Raw genomic sequence first — 15,060 nt, forward strand, 5'->3', positions numbered from 1 at the left:
GAATCATTTGCACCCCGGCGTTACCCTTGCCACAAAGTAGCATTCATAAGGAGTAACAATGGCACTGCCAATAATCATAGATTGCGACCCGGGTCATGATGACGCTATCGCAATGGTTCTCGCCCTCGCCTCACCGGAACTTGACGTTAAAGCCATCACCTCATCCGCAGGTAACCAGACCCCCGATAAAACGCTGCGCAACGTATTGCGAATGTTAACGCTGCTGAACCGCACGGACATTCCGGTGGCGGGCGGTGCGCCAAAGCCCTTGATGCGTGAACTGATCATTGCCGATAACGTCCACGGCGAAAGCGGACTGGATGGCCCGGCGCTACCGGAACCCGCCTTTGCGCCGCAGCCATGCACCGCCGTTGAGCTGATGGCAAAGACGCTGCGCGAGAGCACGCGACCAGTCACCCTTGTCTCAACCGGGCCGCAAACCAACGTCGCGCTGTTGCTGAACAGCCATCCAGAACTGCGTGACAAAATCGCCCGTATCGTGATCATGGGCGGTGCAATGGGGTTGGGCAACTGGACGCCTGCCGCCGAATTCAATATCTATGTCGACCCTGAAGCCGCAGAAATCGTCTTCCAGTCGGGGATTCCGGTGGTGATGGCCGGTCTGGACGTCACGCATAAAGCGCAAATACATGTCGAAGATACCGAACGCTTCCGCGCCATTGGTAACCCGGTTTCCACGATCGTTGCTGAACTACTCGACTTCTTCCTTGAGTATCATAAAGACGAGAAATGGGGATTTACCGGCGCGCCACTGCACGACCCGTGCACCATCGCCTGGCTGTTGAAACCCGAACTGTTTACCACCGTTGAACGCTGGGTTGGCGTGGAAACGCAGGGGAAATACACCCAGGGGATGACTGTGGTGGACTATTACTTCCTGACGGGCAATAAGCCGAATGCCACCGTGATGGTGGATGTGGATCGTGAAGGGTTTGTAGACCTGCTGGCGGAACGACTAAAGTTTTATGCGTGATCAATGCCGGATGGCGCTGACGCTTATCCGGCCTACAGAGTAAGTCATCGTAGGCCTGATAAATGCGTCAGCATCGCCATCAGGCTATATTACGGTTCAAACGGTCGGCGCTGGAACTGGTCGTGTCCGCATTTCGGGCACAATGGCAACACGTCCGGCGTATACACCGCCAGGTGAAAATGACACTTCTCACAGACCAGATTGCCCAACCCCACCACTTCGCCGCTGTGATATACCCCGTGATGACTCAGGTCCTGAAAAACTTCGCGCCATTCGAGCTGCGTTTTGTCGGTGATATCCGCCAGTTCCTGCCACAGGCTCTCTTTTATCACCCGCATAAAAACGCTGTCGGACTCCTCTTCCAGACTCTCCTCATAGCTGATGGCAAACTCTTCCAGGTCGCGTCTGACGGCGCGCGTCAGTTCGTCCACTTCGGTTCGCGTTAACTCCCCGGCCTGCAAAACCTGCTGCCGCGCCTGTTCTACCAGCGCATCGATATCACGCTCGCCATTGCGCAGACGTTCACTTAATGACGCCACCAGTTCACGGTAGTATTGAGCAACCTTGTTCATCGTTTCGCCTCCTGGGTCGTTAACTGTCTATAATAATAGACGTTATTTGGGTCGCGCTTTGCAAGACTGCCCACAGAGTGTGTAAATTCGTGCAAGGATTACCGTTGCGTGAATTCGAACCTGAATGCGCGAAAGGCTGTTTTGACGCGGGCGTTTGGGCTATGCTATGCGGATCTGAAACACCACATCGAAAGCTACGTTTGTAGCTGTATTGAAAACAGGACCACTGGCTGCCATGCAAGAGCAATACCGCCCGGAAGAGATAGAATCCAAAGTACAGCTTCACTGGGATGAGAAGCGCACATTTGAAGTTACCGAAGACGAGAGCAAAGAGAAGTATTACTGCCTGTCTATGCTTCCCTATCCTTCTGGTCGACTACACATGGGCCACGTACGTAACTACACCATCGGTGACGTGATCGCCCGTTATCAGCGCATGCTGGGCAAAAACGTGCTACAGCCTATCGGCTGGGACGCATTCGGCCTGCCTGCGGAAGGCGCGGCGGTGAAAAACAACACCGCGCCGGCACCATGGACCTACGACAATATCGCCTACATGAAGAACCAGCTCAAAATGCTGGGCTTTGGCTATGACTGGAGCCGTGAGCTGGCGACCTGTACCCCGGAATACTATCGCTGGGAGCAGAAATTCTTCACCGAACTGTACAAAAAAGGTCTGGTCTACAAGAAGACCTCTGCGGTCAACTGGTGCCCGAACGATCAGACCGTACTGGCGAACGAACAGGTTATCGACGGCTGCTGCTGGCGCTGCGACACCAAAGTTGAGCGTAAAGAGATCCCGCAGTGGTTTATTAAAATCACCGCCTATGCCGATGAACTGCTCAACGATCTCGATAAACTGGATCACTGGCCTGACACCGTGAAAACGATGCAGCGCAACTGGATTGGTCGTTCTGAAGGCGTGGAAATCACCTTCAACGTGAACGATTATGACAACACGCTGACCGTTTACACGACCCGCCCGGATACCTTTATGGGCGCCACTTACCTGGCGGTTGCCGCCGGTCACCCGCTGGCGCAGAAAGCGGCAGAGAACAACCCTGAACTGGCAGCCTTTATCGACGAATGCCGTAACACCAAAGTGGCCGAAGCCGACATGGCGACCATGGAGAAAAAAGGCGTCGATACCGGCTTCAAAGCGGTTCACCCGCTGACCGGCGAAGCGATCCCGGTCTGGGCGGCTAACTTTGTGCTGATGGAATACGGCACCGGCGCAGTCATGGCTGTACCGGGTCACGATCAGCGCGACTACGAATTTGCCACCAAATACGGCTTAACCATTAAGCCGGTTATCCTGGCAGCCGATGGCTCTGAGCCGGATCTTTCCGAACAGGCGATGACCGATAAAGGCGTCCTGTTTAACTCTGGTGAATTTGACGGTCTGGCCTTCGACGCGGCCTTCAATGCCATTGCCGATAAGCTGGCCGCCAAAGGCGTGGGCGAGCGTAAGATCAACTACCGTCTGCGCGACTGGGGCGTTTCCCGTCAGCGTTACTGGGGCGCACCGATCCCGATGGTCACGCTGGAAGACGGCACCGTACTGCCAACGCCGGAAGATCAACTGCCGGTGATCCTGCCGGAAGATGTCGTGATGGACGGCATCACCAGTCCGATCAAAGCCGATCCTGAGTGGGCGAAAACCACGGTTAACGGCCAGCCTGCGCTGCGCGAAACCGACACTTTCGACACCTTTATGGAGTCATCCTGGTACTATGCGCGTTATACCTGCCCGCAGTATCAGGAAGGGATGCTGGATTCCAACGCGGCAAACTACTGGCTGCCGGTAGATATTTACATTGGCGGTATCGAACACGCCATCATGCACCTGCTCTACTTCCGCTTCTTCCACAAACTGATGCGCGATGCCGGCATGGTGAACTCTGACGAGCCAGCAAAACAGCTGCTGTGTCAGGGGATGGTACTGGCTGATGCGTTCTACTATGTGGGCGAAAACGGCGAGCGTAACTGGGTTTCCCCGGTGGACGCGATCGTTGAGCGCGACGAGAAAGGCCGTATCGTGAAGGCGAAAGATGCGGCGGGCCATGAGCTGGTGTATACCGGCATGAGCAAAATGTCCAAGTCGAAAAACAACGGTATCGACCCGCAGGTGATGGTTGAACGTTACGGCGCGGATACCGTGCGTCTGTTTATGATGTTCGCCTCTCCGGCTGATATGACGCTGGAATGGCAGGAGTCCGGCGTGGAAGGCGCTAACCGCTTCCTGAAACGTGTCTGGAAACTGGTGTACGAACACACTTCCCGTGGCGATGTTGCGCCGCTGAACGTTGACGCGCTGACGGAAGATCAGAAAGCGCTGCGTCGCGATGTACACAAAACGATCGCCAAAGTGACCGATGATATCGGCCGCCGTCAGACCTTCAACACCGCGATCGCCGCCGTGATGGAGCTGATGAACAAGCTGGCGAAAGCCCCGCAGGATGACGAGCAGGATCGTGCGCTGATGCAGGAAGCGCTGCTGGCGGTAGTACGAATGCTTAACCCGTTCACCCCACACGTCTGCTTTACGCTGTGGCAGGCGCTGAAAGGCGAAGGCGACATCGACAACGCGCCGTGGCCGGTCGCGGACGACGCCGCAATGGTCGAAGACTCCACGCTGGTCGTGGTCCAGGTTAACGGCAAGGTGCGTGGTAAAATCACCGTTCCGGTGAATGCGACAGAAGATCAGGTTCGTGAACGTGCGGGCCAGGAACATCTGGTCGCTAAATATCTTGATGGCGTTACCGTGCGTAAAGTGATTTACGTACCGGGTAAACTCCTCAATCTGGTCGTTGGCTAAGCGCGGGAGGAAGCGTGCGATATCTGGCAACATTGTTGTTATCTCTGGCGGTGTTAACCACCGCCGGATGTGGCTGGCACCTGCGCAATACCACGCAGGTTCCGGACACCATGAAAACCATGATTCTGGACACGGGGGATCCGAATGGTCCGTTAAGCCGTGCGGTGCGTAACCAACTGCGTCTGAACGACATTGAGCTACTGGATAAGAGTACGCTGCGTAAAGACGTACCGTCTCTGCGTCTGGGCCGGGTCAGCATTTCGAAAGATACCGCGTCTGTCTTCCAGAATGGGCAGACAGCGGAATACCAGATGATTATGACGGTCAATGCGTCAGTATTGATTCCGGGTCACGATATTTATCCTATCAGCGTCCGGGTATTCCGTTCGTTCTTCGACAACCCGCAGATGGCGCTGGCGAAGGATAACGAGCAGGATATGATCATCAAAGAAATGTACGACAGAGCGGCGGAACAACTGATTCGTAAGCTGCCAAGCGTACATGCTGCGGATCGTCTCTCATCGCAAGAAGAAGTTGCCGTTGACGATACAGAAGCGGCTCCCGCTTCCTCTTCAACGCGTGTCTCCAGCACGCTGGGTAACTGATGATTCGGTTGTACCCTGAACAACTCCGCGCGCAACTCTCTGAAGGGTTGCGCGCGGCGTATCTGCTACTCGGAAACGACCCGCTGCTGTTGCAGGAAAGCCAGGATGCCATCCGTCAGGTTGCGGCAACTCAGGGGTTCGACGAACACCACACGTTTACTCTCGACAACAACACTGACTGGAACGCCTTGTTCTCGCAATGCCAGGCGATGAGTCTGTTCGCCAGCCGTCAGACGCTATTGTTGTTGCTGCCCGAAAATGGTCCGAATGCCGCGATGAATGAACAACTGGCGACGTTGGTTCAACTGCTGCATGACGATCTGCTGCTGATCGTGCGCGGAAACAAGCTCACAAAAGCGCAGGAAAACGCCGCCTGGTTTAGCGCGCTGGCCGACCGGGCCGTACAGGTCAGTTGTCAGACGCCGGAGCAGGCGCAACTCCCCCGTTGGGTGGCGGCGCGCGCAAAGCAAAATAATCTGCAACTGGACGACGCGGCGAATCAACTGTTGTGCTATTGCTATGAAGGTAACCTGCTGGCACTGGCGCAGGCGCTGGAACGTTTGTCCTTGTTGTGGCCCGACGGTAAGCTCACCCTGCCTCGCGTCGAACAGGCCGTTAATGATGCCGCCCACTTCACCCCATTCCATTGGGTGGATGCGTTGGTCATGGGCAAAAGTAAGCGCGCACTGCACATTCTTCAGCAGTTACGTCTGGAAGGCAGCGAACCGGTTATTTTGCTGCGTACCCTGCAACGTGAACTGTTGTTGCTGGTAACGCTGAAACGCCAGTCGGCCCATACTCCGCTGCGTACGCTTTTTGATAAGCATCGCGTCTGGCAAAACCGTCGGGGCATGATCGGCGACGCGCTGAACCGACTGAGTCCGACGCAGTTACGTCAGGCGGTCCAGTTACTGACACGTACGGAAATCACGCTGAAGCAGGACTATGGCCAGTCGGTCTGGGCAGAGCTTGAAGGGCTCTCACTGCTGATTTGCCACAAAGCGCTGGCTGAAGTTTTTATTGATGGCTGATATGAAATCGTTACAGGCTCTCTTTGGCGGCACCTTTGATCCGGTGCACTATGGTCACCTCAAGCCCGTGGAAACGCTGGCCAATCTGATTGGTCTGTCACGGGTCATCGTGATGCCTAATAATGTTCCCCCTCATCGCCCGCAGCCGGAAGCCACCAGCGCACAGCGGAAAACCATGCTTGAACTGGCGATTGCCGACAAGCCGTTGTTTATCCTCGATGAGCGTGAACTGAAGCACGACACCCCTTCCTATACGGCGCAAACGCTGAAGGCCTGGCGTGAAGAGCAAGGCCCGGATGCCCCGCTGGCGTTTATCATTGGCCAGGACTCGTTGCTGACCTTCCCGACCTGGCATGACTACGAAACCATTCTCGACAATACCCATCTTATTGTCTGCCGCCGTCCGGGCTATCCGCTTGAAATGGCGGAGGAACAGCATCAGCATTGGCTGGATCAACATCTGACGAATACGCCGGACGATCTGCACCTGCTACCGGCAGGGAAAATCTATCTCGCCGAGACGCCGTGGTTCAATATTTCCGCCACGATCATCCGCGAGCGGCTGGAAAACGGCGAACCGTGTGATGATCTGATGCCGCACGCGGTGCTGGAGTATATCAATGAGCACGGACTGTATCGCTAAGTACGTCGCTTAACGCCGCCAGCAGGCGGTTGTTCTCTTCCTGACTGCGTATTGCCACGCGGAAATAGCGTCCATCAAGACCTGGGTAATTGGCGCAACTGCGGATCAGAATATGTCGCGCCAGCAAAGCGCGCTGAAGATCGGTTTCGCAGCGCAGCAGAAGATAGTTCGCCTGGCCGGGATACACCGTCAGCCCCGGCAGCGCACACAGCTGCTGATAAAAACGTCCACCCTCTTCCCGCAGCCATTGCCATGTCGCCTGTTGATACGCGGTATCCTCCAGAACCTGTTCCCCTGCCAGTGCGGCAAAAGCGTTGATCGACCACGGCATCTGGCGCGCCCTCATCGCCGCGACCGCCTGCAGATCGCTGTTGATGAGGTATCCCAGCCGCAGTCCCGGGATGGCATAGAATTTTGTCAGTGAACGCAGAACCCAGATATGCGGGTTATCCTTTAACAGCGGAATAAATCCCGCTTCATCAGCGATAAAATCGATAAATGCTTCATCAAGAATCAGCGCTATATTCAACGCCTGACAGCGCCCGGCAATCGCCTCGAGTAACGCCCGCTCCGGCAGTAATCCGGTGGGATTGTTTGGCGTGCACAAAAACAGACAGTCCAGTTCTGCCGTTAACGCATCGAGAATCGCCCCGGTCAGTTGCCAGCCATCTTCTTCACGCAGCATGAACGTATCAATGACGCATTCCCCCCACTGCAACGCGCGGCGGTATTCGGCAAATCCCGGCGCGACGATCATCGCTCGCCGCGGTTTCAAGCCGTTCACCAGGGTAAAGATCGACTCGGTCTCACCGTTTCCGGCGAGGATCCATTCGACTGGCACCTGATGATGTCGGGCCAGCGCCTGATGCAGGTGATGGTAATCGACGTCAGGATAACGCTCGGCAAGGTGTAAATTGTCGACAATGGCGCGTTTTACCGTTTCAGGCATACCCAGAGGATTAATATTCGCGCTAAAATCCAGCAACTTCTCGGGCGAGATCCCGAGGAACTCAGCCGCCTCACGGGTGTTACCGCCGTGGGCGCTTTTGAATAGAGACATCGTGCCGCTCCTGGCAAAAGAGGCTATTTTAGAGAAATTAGCGCGCGCGTTCAGGGCGAATATCATGTTTTGCGCGAATACGTATCACGAGGGGAAAATGCGACTCTGGTTAGTTCGTCATGGTGAAACCGAGGCTAATGTGGCGGGATTGTATAGCGGTCATGCCCCCACACCGTTGACCGGGCGCGGCGTCGCGCAAGCGCAAACGCTGAATACACTGCTTCACCAGGTTCCCTTTGAGCAGGTGCTGTGTAGCGAGCTGGAGCGTGCGCAGCACACGGCGCGCATAGTGCTTCAGGGACGTGAACTGCCGCTGCAGGTGAAGCCTGAGCTCAATGAGATGTTTTTTGGCGACTGGGAGATGCGTCATCACCAGGATCTGGCCCGCGAAGATGCCGAGAACTATGCGGCCTGGTGCAACGACTGGCAAAATGCGGTTCCCACCAATGGGGAAGGATTTCAGACCTTCGCCCGGCGCGTTGAGCAGGCAATGTCGCTCCTCGCCGACTATCGGCACCATGATCATGTGCTGATAGTCAGCCATCAGGGTGTTCTCAGCCTGTTAATCGCCCGGTTGCTTGCCATGCCCGCCGCGGCGATGTGGCATTTTCGCGTTGAGCAAGGCTGCTGGAGCGCCATTGATTTTACTGGCGATTTTGCCACGCTTCGGGTTCTCAACAGCAGAGCGATATGGACGCCCGGCGAGTAAAATATCTGTTTTTTACCGCCAGCAACGCTCCGCCCATTGACACCCCCGGACAGGCTGCTATTCTCCGCTGCCAGACTTTTCCCGCCCTTCAGCGTTTTGCAGAAATTGTTTTACAAAAATGGCGATGCATTCTGTTGCATGGGGTGGGATGATAGCCCACTTTCAAAAGCCGCCCGGTGACATTTGTCCCGAAAAGACTGTGGGTTCAGGTATACTGACAGGCTTATTAATACTCATTCATGCACCCAGGGGGAAAACTTGCAGGGTAAAGCACTCCAGGATTTTGTTATCGACAAAATTGATGACCTTAAAGGTCAGGACATCATCGCCTTAGACGTTCAGGGCAAATCCAGTATCACCGACTGCATGATCATCTGTACCGGTACGTCCAGCCGTCACGTCATGTCTATTGCTGACCACGTCGTTCAGGAATCGCGTGCGGCGGGAATGCTGCCGCTGGGCGTGGAAGGTGAGAGCGTCGCCGACTGGATTGTCGTTGACCTGGGTGAAGTGATTGTCCACGTGATGCAGGAAGAGAGCCGTCGCCTGTATGAGCTGGAAAAACTCTGGAGTTAATGCGTGAAGCTTCAACTTGTCGCGGTAGGCACGAAAATGCCCGACTGGGTACAAACCGGTTTTACCGAGTACCTGCGGCGTTTTCCCAAAGACATGCCTTTTGAGCTGATCGAAATTCCGGCCGGCAAACGCGGCAAGAACGCGGATATCAAGCGTATTCTCGACAAAGAGGGTGAACAGATGCTGGCTGCCGCTGGCAAAAACCGCATCGTCACCCTGGATATTCCCGGTAAACCCTGGGACACGCCGCAACTGGCGACCGAACTGGAACGCTGGAAACTGGACGGTCGTGATGTCAGCCTGTTAATTGGCGGGCCGGAGGGATTATCCCCTGCCTGCAAAGCGGCGGCAGAACAAAGTTGGTCGCTCTCTGCACTCACACTTCCTCATCCGCTTGTCCGGGTGCTGGTGGCAGAGAGCCTGTATCGGGCGTGGAGCATTACCACTAATCACCCTTATCACCGTGAGTGATCACTGAGCTTGAGTAGACTAAGCAGCGGATGAAATTACAGAATTCTTTTCGCGACTATACGGCTGAGTCCGCGCTATTTGTGCGCCGGGCGCTGGTCGCTTTTTTGGGTATTTTACTGCTCACCGGCGTGCTTATCGCCAACCTGTATAATCTGCAGATTGTCCGTTTTACCGATTACCAGACTCGCTCGAATGAAAACCGGATTAAGCTGGTGCCCATCGCCCCCAGTCGCGGCATCATCTATGACCGTAACGGTATTCCACTCGCCCTGAACCGCACCATTTACCAGATCGAAATGATGCCCGAGAAGGTCGACAACGTGCAGCAAACGCTGGATGCCCTGCGCAGCGTCGTCGATCTGAGCGATGATGATATTGCCGCCTTCAAGAAAGAGCGCGCACGTTCCCACCGCTTTACCTCTATTCCCGTCAAAACCAACCTCACCGAAGTGCAGGTTGCGCGTTTTGCCGTGAACCAGTACCGCTTCCCGGGTGTGGAAGTGAAAGGTTATAAGCGCCGGTTCTACCCGTACGGTTCCGCGCTCACCCACGTCATTGGCTACGTGTCGAAAATTAACGATAAAGACGTTGAGCGACTGGATAAAGACGGCAAACTGGCTAACTACGCCGCGACGCATGACATCGGAAAACTGGGGATTGAGCGCTACTACGAAGATGTGCTGCACGGTCAAACCGGCTACGAGGAAGTCGAAGTCAACAACCGTGGCCGCGTCATCCGCCAGCTCAAAGAGGTTCCCCCGCAGGCCGGACACGACATCTACCTGACGCTGGATCTCAAACTGCAGCAGTATATTGAGACGCTGCTTGCCGGTAGCCGCGCTGCCGTGGTGGTCACCGACCCGCGCACCGGCGGCGTGCTGGCGCTGGTTTCAATGCCAAGCTACGACCCGAACCTGTTCGTCGACGGTATCTCCAGTAAAGACTATTCCGGTTTGCTTAACGATCCAAACACGCCGCTGGTCAACCGCGCAACGCAGGGGGTGTATCCGCCGGCGTCGACGGTGAAACCGTATGTCGCCGTATCTGCATTAAGCGCGGGCGTTATCACCCGTAATACCAGCCTGTTTGACCCTGGCTGGTGGCAGTTGCCAGGCTCAGAAAAACGCTACCGTGACTGGAAGAAATGGGGTCACGGTCACCTGAACGTGACTAAATCGCTGGAAGAATCGGCAGATACCTTCTTCTATCAGGTCGCTTATGACATGGGGATCGACCGCCTCTCCGAGTGGATGGGCAAATTCGGTTACGGTCACTATACCGGTATCGACCTGGCGGAAGAGCGTTCCGGCAACATGCCTACCCGCGAATGGAAGCTCAAACGCTTTAAAAAACCCTGGTATCAGGGCGATACCATTCCGGTCGGCATCGGTCAGGGCTACTGGACGGCAACGCCGATTCAGATGAGTAAGGCGCTGATGATTTTGATTAACGATGGCGTCGTGAAGGTGCCTCATCTGCTGATGAGTACCGCAGAAAACGGCAAGAAGGTTCCCTGGGTACAACCGCAGGAGCCACCGGTCGGCGATATTCACTCTGGCTACTGGGAACTGGCGAAAGACGGCATGTATGGCGTCGCCAACCGTGGCAACGGGACCGCGCATAAATATTTTGCCAGCGCGCCGTATAAAATTGCCGCCAAATCCGGTACCGCACAGGTCTTTGGCCTGAAAGCCAATGAAACCTATAACGCGCATAAAATTGCCGAGCGTCTACGTGACCATAAACTGATGACCGCATTTGCACCGTATAACAACCCGCAAGTGGCCGTCGCCATCATCCTGGAAAACGGAGGGGCGGGCCCGGCGGTGGGGACCATTATGCGTCAGATTCTTGACCACATCATGTTGGGCGATAACAACACCGATCTGCCAGCGGAAAACCCGGCGGTTGCAGCGGCGGAGGATCAATAACCATGACGGATAATCCGAACAAAAAAACATTCTGGGATAAAATCCATATTGATCCCACCATGTTACTGATTTTGCTGGCGCTGCTGGTTTACAGCTCACTGGTTATCTGGAGTGCCAGCGGCCAGGACATTGGCATGATGGAGCGTAAAGTCGGTCAGATTGCAATGGGTCTGGTGATCATGGTGGTCATGGCGCAGATCCCGCCGCGCGTCTATGAAGGCTGGGCGCCGTATCTCTATATTTTCTGTATTATTTTGCTGGTGGCGGTCGATGCCTTTGGGGCGATATCCAAAGGCGCGCAGCGCTGGCTGGATCTCGGCATCGTGCGTTTTCAGCCTTCTGAAATCGCCAAAATCGCGGTGCCTCTGATGGTCGCACGCTTTATCAACCGCGACGTCTGTCCGCCCTCCCTGAAGAACACGGCCATCGCGCTGGTGCTGATTTTTATGCCGACGCTGCTGGTGGCGGCGCAGCCTGACCTCGGGACCTCGATTCTGGTCGCGCTTTCCGGGCTGTTCGTGCTGTTCCTTTCGGGTCTGAGCTGGCGTTTAATTGGCGTCGCTGTGTTGCTGGTCGCGGCGTTCATCCCGATCCTGTGGTTCTTCCTGATGCACGATTATCAGCGTCAGCGTGTGATGATGTTACTTGACCCGGAAACCGACCCGTTGGGCGCCGGTTATCACATCATTCAGTCTAAAATTGCGATCGGTTCCGGCGGTCTGAGCGGCAAGGGGTGGTTACACGGTACCCAGTCGCAACTCGAATTTTTGCCCGAACGCCACACCGACTTTATCTTCGCCGTCCTGGCGGAAGAGCTCGGTTTGATTGGGATACTGATCCTGCTGGCGCTGTATATACTGCTGATTATGCGTGGCCTGTGGATTGCCGCCCACGCGCAAACCACCTTTGGTCGCGTGATGGCCGGTGGCTTAATGTTGATTTTATTCGTTTATGTCTTCGTTAATATTGGTATGGTGAGTGGGATTCTGCCTGTTGTAGGCGTTCCGCTTCCGTTGGTCAGTTACGGAGGCTCAGCACTGATCGTGTTGATGGCCGGGTTCGGGATTGTCATGTCGATCCACACCCACAGAAAAATGTTATCGAAAAGCGTGTAAGGGGTGCGCAATGCGTAAGCAGTTGCCTGGAGTCTGCGTCGTAGCAGGAATTATGCTGCTCGCGGCATGTACGAGTGATGATGGTCAGCAACAGAACACCGTCGCGCCGCAGCCGGCGGTATGTAATGGGCCCGTCGTTGAAATCAGCGGAGCCGATCCGCGTTTTGAACCGCTCAACCCGACCGCTAATCAGGATTACCAGCGAGACGGTAAGAGCTACAAGATAGTGCAGGATGCCTCGCGCTTTAGTCAGGCAGGATTCGCGGCGATTTACGATGCCGAGCCCGGCAGCAATCTGACCGCCTCAGGCGAAGCGTTCGATCCTATGCAGCTCACCGCGGCGCATCCGACGTTACCGATCCCGAGCTATGCGCGGATCACGAACCTCGCCAATGGACGGATGATCGTGGTGCGCATTAACGATCGCGGTCCCTATGGTAACGATCGCGTGATTTCACTGTCGCGTGCCGCCGCTGACCGTCTGAACACCTCCAATAACACCAAAGTGCGTATCGACCCGATTATTGTCGCGCAGGATGGTTCCTTGTCTGGTCCGGGTATGGCCTGTACCACGGTGGCCAAACAGACTTATGCCCTGCCCTCACGTCCGGATCTGAGCGGCGGCATGGGCAGCGTCTCCTCCGCACCGGAAGCGATGCAGCCTCAGGGTGACGTTCGCGCCATCAGCAATTCCACGCTGCAAAGTGAAGATAATGCCGGCGCACCGGTTCAGAGTAGTGGGTTCCTCGGTGCCCCGACAACCCTGGCGGCCGGCGTACTGGAAGGCAGTGAACTGACGCCAGCGCCACAGCCCACGACTGCGGCTCCCGTTAGCGCGCCAGTCAGTGCACCGGCAGCAACACCTGCCGCGACGACTGCGCCTGCCGCCGCTTCCGCCAGCGGCAGTTACGTAGTCCAGGTTGGTGCGGTAAGCGATCAGGGGCGTGCCCAACAGTATCAGCAGCGCTTAGGCCAGCAGTTTGGCGTACCGGGACGCGTCACGCAGAACGGCGCCGTGTGGCGTATTCAGCTCGGGCCGTTCGCCAGTAAAGCCCAGGCCAGTGCGCTGCAGCAGCGCTTACAATCTGAAGCCCAATTACAGTCCTTCATTACCGGCGCACAGTAACGTAACAAGGGCATCTGAAGTGTCAATTTCTGTAAATGACGTTAACAACGTTAACAAAGTCATGCGGAAAGTCAGATGCCTGCCGGTATTGCATTTGCTATAGTAGGGCACTTTTTTTTAATTCCATCACGGACGTCGTAGTTCAGACCATGAAGACCACTTTTTCCGCTCGTTTCCTGCAGCGCATGGCGCTCACCACGGCTCTTTGTACAGCCGCTATTTCAGGCGCGCATGCCGATGACCTGAATATCAAAACCATGATCCCGGGTGTTCCGCAGATCGACGCGGAGTCCTACATCCTGATTGACTATAACTCCGGTAAAGTGCTGGCGGAACAAAACGCCGATACGCGTCGCGACCCGGCCAGTCTGACCAAAATGATGACCAGTTACGTTATCGGTCAGGCAATGAAAGCGGGCAAGTTTAAAGAGACGGATCTGGTCACTATCGGTAATGATGCATGGGCCACGGGTAATCCGGTCTTTAAAGGCTCATCGCTGATGTTCCTGAAGCCGGGCATGCAGGTTCCGGTATCGCAGCTGATTCGCGGGATTAACCTGCAGTCTGGTAACGACGCCTGCGTCGCGATGGCTGACTTTGCGGCTGGTAGTCAGGATGCGTTTGTCGGTCTGATGAACAGCTATGTGAACGCGTTGGGTCTGAAAAACACCCATTTCCAGACGGTTCACGGTCTGGATGCCGACGGTCAGTACAGCTCCGCTCGTGATATGGCGCTGATTGGCCAGGCGCTAATCCGCGACGTTCCTAACGAATACTCCGTCTACAAAGAAAAAGAGTTCACCTTTAACGGCATCCGTCAGTTGAACCGTAACGGTTTGCTGTGGGACAACAGCCTGAAAGTCGATGGCATCAAGACCGGTCATACCGATAAAGCAGGCTACAACCTGGTGGCCTCGGCGACCGAAGGCCAGATGCGTTTGATCTCCGCAGTCATGGGCGGGCGCACCTATAAAGGGCGTGAAACAGAAAGTAAAAAGCTGCTGACCTGGGGCTTCCGTTTCTTCGAAACGGTTAACCCGCTGAAAGCAGGCAAAGAATTCGCGTCTGAACCGTCCTGGTTTGGTGATACCGATCGCGCCTCCTTAGGGGTTGATAAAGATGTGTATCTGACCATTCCGCGTGGCCGTATGAAAGACCTGAAAGCCAGCTATGTACTGAACAGCACGGAGCTGCATGCGCCGCTGCAGAAAAATCAGGTGGTCGGTACCATCAACTTCCAGCTTGACGGTAAAACCATTGAGCAGCGCCCTCTGGTCGTGCTGCAGGAAATCCCGGAAGGTAACTTCTTCAGCAAAATCATTGATTACATTAAGTTAATGTTCCATCACTGGTTTGGTTAAAAATTGAACACTTGAAAGTGTGATTTCCATCCCCATATACTAAGCATC

Annotated in this window: 14 protein-coding genes; 12 read left to right on the plus strand and 2 right to left on the minus strand. The window is 55.4% G+C overall.

The features are described from left to right. Positions 1-58 precede the first annotated feature (58 nt). On the plus strand, positions 59-994 hold the full coding sequence (gene rihA / locus WM46_RS11340) for a pyrimidine-specific ribonucleoside hydrolase RihA (protein WP_061076827.1): 936 nt from the start codon (positions 59-61) through the stop codon (positions 992-994). Between the two features lie 89 nt (positions 995-1,083). Here the strand turns inward: rihA and WM46_RS11345 are convergent, their stop codons facing one another. Continuing rightward, a complete protein-coding gene (locus WM46_RS11345) occupies positions 1,084-1,566 on the minus strand; it encodes a zinc ribbon-containing protein (RefSeq protein ID WP_043001417.1) in 483 nt (160 codons plus the stop codon). A 235-nt stretch (positions 1,567-1,801) separates the two neighbouring features. On the opposite strand from WM46_RS11345, the gene leuS reads away from it, so the two are divergent. Genes leuS through nadD form a run of 4 tightly spaced genes read left to right on the plus strand, consistent with a single transcriptional unit; the run spans position 1,802 to position 6,663 of the window. Beyond that, the gene (gene leuS / locus WM46_RS11350; protein ID WP_102602284.1) at positions 1,802-4,384 is read left to right on the plus strand and encodes a leucine--tRNA ligase; all 2,583 of its coding nucleotides are present in this window, start codon (positions 1,802-1,804) and stop codon (positions 4,382-4,384) included. Positions 4,385-4,398: 14 nt separating this feature from the next. Then, on the plus strand, positions 4,399-4,989 hold the full coding sequence (gene lptE / locus WM46_RS11355) for an LPS assembly lipoprotein LptE (protein ID WP_061076825.1): 591 nt from the start codon (positions 4,399-4,401) through the stop codon (positions 4,987-4,989). Then, entirely contained in the window at positions 4,989-6,020 is a 1,032-nt protein-coding gene (holA, locus tag WM46_RS11360) for a DNA polymerase III subunit delta (protein ID WP_102602285.1), read from the plus strand. Before lptE ends, holA begins: the two co-directional genes overlap by 1 nt. A gap of 1 nt (position 6,021) precedes the next feature. After that, the gene (nadD, locus tag WM46_RS11365) at positions 6,022-6,663 is read left to right on the plus strand and encodes a nicotinate-nucleotide adenylyltransferase (protein ID WP_081093735.1); all 642 of its coding nucleotides are present in this window, start codon (positions 6,022-6,024) and stop codon (positions 6,661-6,663) included. On the opposite strand, the gene cobD is transcribed toward nadD, so the two are convergent. After that, positions 6,638-7,723 (minus strand): threonine-phosphate decarboxylase CobD, encoded by a 1,086-nt coding sequence (cobD, locus tag WM46_RS11370; protein ID WP_102602286.1) that lies wholly within the window; start codon positions 7,721-7,723, stop codon positions 6,638-6,640. The two genes, nadD and cobD, sit on opposite strands and share 26 nt — an antisense overlap. Positions 7,724-7,820: 97 nt before the next feature. Between cobD and WM46_RS11375 the strand changes: the two genes are divergently transcribed. The 7 genes from WM46_RS11375 to dacA all read left to right on the plus strand — a co-directional run bounded on the left by WM46_RS11375 (position 7,821) and on the right by dacA (position 15,012). Continuing rightward, on the plus strand, positions 7,821-8,432 hold the full coding sequence (locus WM46_RS11375; RefSeq protein ID WP_102603822.1) for an adenosylcobalamin/alpha-ribazole phosphatase: 612 nt from the start codon (positions 7,821-7,823) through the stop codon (positions 8,430-8,432). A 258-nt stretch (positions 8,433-8,690) separates the two neighbouring features. Then, positions 8,691-9,008, plus strand: a complete 318-nt coding sequence (gene rsfS / locus WM46_RS11380) for a ribosome silencing factor (protein ID WP_012904988.1) — start codon at positions 8,691-8,693, stop codon at positions 9,006-9,008. Positions 9,009-9,011: 3 nt separating this feature from the next. After that, complete coding sequence (rlmH, locus tag WM46_RS11385) at positions 9,012-9,479, plus strand: 23S rRNA (pseudouridine(1915)-N(3))-methyltransferase RlmH (protein WP_003022725.1); 468 nt, start codon at positions 9,012-9,014, stop codon at positions 9,477-9,479. Between the two features lie 29 nt (positions 9,480-9,508). Then, positions 9,509-11,410 carry a peptidoglycan DD-transpeptidase MrdA gene (gene mrdA / locus WM46_RS11390; protein ID WP_061076820.1) on the plus strand — a complete coding sequence of 634 codons (1,902 nt, stop codon included), beginning with the start codon at positions 9,509-9,511 and terminating at the stop codon, positions 11,408-11,410. Between the two features lie 2 nt (positions 11,411-11,412). Then, complete coding sequence (mrdB, locus tag WM46_RS11395) at positions 11,413-12,525, plus strand: peptidoglycan glycosyltransferase MrdB (RefSeq protein WP_061076819.1); 1,113 nt, start codon at positions 11,413-11,415, stop codon at positions 12,523-12,525. Between the two features lie 10 nt (positions 12,526-12,535). Continuing rightward, entirely contained in the window at positions 12,536-13,651 is a 1,116-nt protein-coding gene (gene rlpA / locus WM46_RS11400; protein WP_102602287.1) for an endolytic peptidoglycan transglycosylase RlpA, read from the plus strand. Between the two features lie 149 nt (positions 13,652-13,800). Further along, positions 13,801-15,012, plus strand: a complete 1,212-nt coding sequence (dacA, locus tag WM46_RS11405) for a D-alanyl-D-alanine carboxypeptidase DacA (RefSeq protein ID WP_043001427.1) — start codon at positions 13,801-13,803, stop codon at positions 15,010-15,012. Positions 15,013-15,060 lie beyond the last annotated feature (48 nt).

Source organism: Citrobacter freundii complex sp. CFNIH2, assembly GCF_002880615.1.
In the GTDB taxonomy this organism is placed as follows: Bacteria; Pseudomonadota; Gammaproteobacteria; order Enterobacterales; family Enterobacteriaceae; genus Citrobacter_A; species Citrobacter_A amalonaticus_F.

Bases quoted from the DNA above. Each gene is read 5' to 3' on its own strand.
- mrdB (WP_061076819.1), top strand. From the start codon at position 11,413: ATGACGGATAATCCGAACAAAAAAACATTCTGGGATAAAATCCATATT.
- holA (WP_102602285.1), top strand. From the start codon at position 4,989: ATGATTCGGTTGTACCCTGAACAACTCCGCGCGCAACTCTCTGAAGGG.
- WM46_RS11345 (WP_043001417.1), bottom strand. From the start codon at position 1,566: ATGAACAAGGTTGCTCAATACTACCGTGAACTGGTGGCGTCATTAAGT.
- rihA (WP_061076827.1), top strand. From the start codon at position 59: ATGGCACTGCCAATAATCATAGATTGCGACCCGGGTCATGATGACGCT.
- dacA (WP_043001427.1), top strand. From the start codon at position 13,801: ATGAAGACCACTTTTTCCGCTCGTTTCCTGCAGCGCATGGCGCTCACC.
- WM46_RS11375 (WP_102603822.1), top strand. From the start codon at position 7,821: ATGCGACTCTGGTTAGTTCGTCATGGTGAAACCGAGGCTAATGTGGCG.
- nadD (WP_081093735.1), top strand. From the start codon at position 6,022: ATGAAATCGTTACAGGCTCTCTTTGGCGGCACCTTTGATCCGGTGCAC.
- rlpA (WP_102602287.1), top strand. From the start codon at position 12,536: ATGCGTAAGCAGTTGCCTGGAGTCTGCGTCGTAGCAGGAATTATGCTG.
- leuS (WP_102602284.1), top strand. From the start codon at position 1,802: ATGCAAGAGCAATACCGCCCGGAAGAGATAGAATCCAAAGTACAGCTT.
- cobD (WP_102602286.1), bottom strand. From the start codon at position 7,723: ATGTCTCTATTCAAAAGCGCCCACGGCGGTAACACCCGTGAGGCGGCT.
- mrdA (WP_061076820.1), top strand. From the start codon at position 9,509: ATGAAATTACAGAATTCTTTTCGCGACTATACGGCTGAGTCCGCGCTA.